Source organism: Streptomyces sp. NPDC056948 (assembly GCF_042674225.1).
Classification (GTDB): domain Bacteria; phylum Actinomycetota; class Actinomycetes; order Streptomycetales; family Streptomycetaceae; genus Streptomyces; species Streptomyces purpurascens.
This window is the reverse complement of sequence record NZ_JBHUQX010000767.1, coordinates 1-1,865: the sequence shown is the minus strand read 5'-3', so window position 1 is coordinate 1,865 and position 1,865 is coordinate 1. Positions and strand designations below refer to the sequence as shown.

Sequence of the window (1,865 nt, the reverse complement as noted above, 5' to 3'; positions counted from 1 at the left end):
CCGACGCCGCCTGCACCGACCTGAAGAAGGCCAAGGACGCGGCCGCCGACGTGGCCACCATTGCCGACGACATCGACACGCTGATCGCGGACCAGAACGGCGACCTGGCCAAGCTCGACAAGAACCTCGCCACCCTCCAGAAGCAGTCCCAGGCCCTCGCCGACCGCGCGCCGCACCTCTCCGAGGACCTCGACGACGCCGTCAAGAAGATCAACAAGCTGAACGACGGGGCGGCCGAGGTCGCCGCGGGTGCGAAGAAGCTGCACAAGGGGCTCGGCACGGCCAAGACCGGTGCCACCGACCTGGACAAGGGCGTCGGCGATCTGAAGACCGGCGCGGACGACCTCAACGGCGGCATGTACAAGCTCGTCGGCGGCTCCGGGAAGCTCGCCGGCGGACTGCACGACGGGGCCGGGCAGATCCCCGACTACGACAAGCAGGACCGCGACCGGCGCACCGAGGTCATGGCCGACCCCGTGCGGCTCGCCTCCCAGGACATGCACAAGGCGCCCAACTACGGCACCGGCTTCGCCCCGTACTTCATCCCGCTGTCGCTGTGGGTGGGCGCGATGGTGGCGTACATGCTGATCGCGCCGATGAACCGGCGCGCGCTCGCCGCGGGCGCATCGGCGTGGCGGATCGCACTGGCCGGCTGGCTGCCGGTGGTGGCGATCGGGGTGCTCCAGACGGTGGCCCTGATGTCGGTGCTGCACTGGGCGGTCGGCCTGGAGATGGCGCGGGCGGCCGGGACGGTGGGCTTCCTGTTCCTGGTGACGGCGTGCTTCGCGGCGATCGTGCAGTGGCTGAACGCGCGCTTCGGGGCGGCGGGCCGGATCCTCGTCCTCGCCCTGCTGATGCTCCAGCTGACGTCGGCGGGCGGTACGTACCCCGTACAGACCAGCCCCGGCTTCTTCAACGCGCTGCACCCCTTCCTGCCGATGAGCTACGTAGTGGAGGCCCTCAGGAGGCTCATCACGGGCGGCGGTCTGGAACCGGTGTGGCACGCGTGCGTGGTGCTGACGGCGTTCACCGCGGGCGCCCTCGCGCTGACCGCCGTGGCGGCCCGGCGCCGCCAGGTGTGGACGCTGGACCGGCTGCACCCGGAGCTGAGCCTGTGAGCCCTTCCGTCACCTCTCCCGGAGAGGTTCCTGTGACAATCAGGGCCATGGAAAGCAGCAGTGCAACGTCGGGCGGCAGCACGCGCCGCGAGGCCACCCGGCAGAAGCTCTATGAGGCGGCCGTCACGCTCATCGCCGAGCAGGGCTTCTCCGCCACGACCGTGGACGAGATCGCCGAGCGTGCCGGAGTCGCGAAGGGCACGGTCTACTACAACTTCGCGAGCAAGTCCGTCCTCTTCGAGGAACTGCTGCGGCACGGAGTGGGCCTCCTCACCGCCTCCCTCCGGGAAGCGTCCGAGCGGACCGCCCGGGAGGGCGGCACCAAGGTCGACGCGCTGGACGCGATGATCCGCGCGGGGCTGGTCTTCATCGACCGCTACCCGGCCTTCACCCAGCTCTACGTGGCCGAGCTGTGGCGCACCAACCGGACCTGGCAGTCCACTCTGATGGTGGTACGGCAGCAGGCCGTCGCGGTCGTGGAGGACGTTCTGCGCGAGGGCGTCGCGGGCGGCGAGTTCAGCGAGGAGATCGATGTCCCGCTGACGGCGTCCGCGCTGGTCGGCATGGTCCTGGTGGCCGCGCTCGACTGGAAGTCCTTCCAGGCGGAGCGCTCCCTGGACGATGTGCACGCGGCACTGTCCCGGCTGCTCCAGGGGAGGGTGAGCGGCTGCCGCTGAGGACGCACCCGGCGCGGACGTGAAAGCGCCGGTCCGCTGTGGCCGCGTCCCCCGCGGGCCACCTCGAACC

2 protein-coding genes are annotated in these 1,865 nt (G+C 70.7%); both read left to right on the top strand.

Annotated features, from left to right (window positions below):
* Window positions 1-1,118, top strand: a 1,118-nt coding sequence (locus ACFTZL_RS44495) for a YhgE/Pip family protein (protein WP_382596239.1), incomplete at its 5' end; no start/stop codon positions are given.
* A gap of 47 nt (window positions 1,119-1,165) precedes the next feature.
* Window positions 1,166-1,795 (top strand): TetR/AcrR family transcriptional regulator, encoded by a 630-nt coding sequence (locus ACFTZL_RS44490; protein WP_382596236.1) that lies wholly within the window; start codon window positions 1,166-1,168, stop codon window positions 1,793-1,795.
* Window positions 1,796-1,865 lie beyond the last annotated feature (70 nt).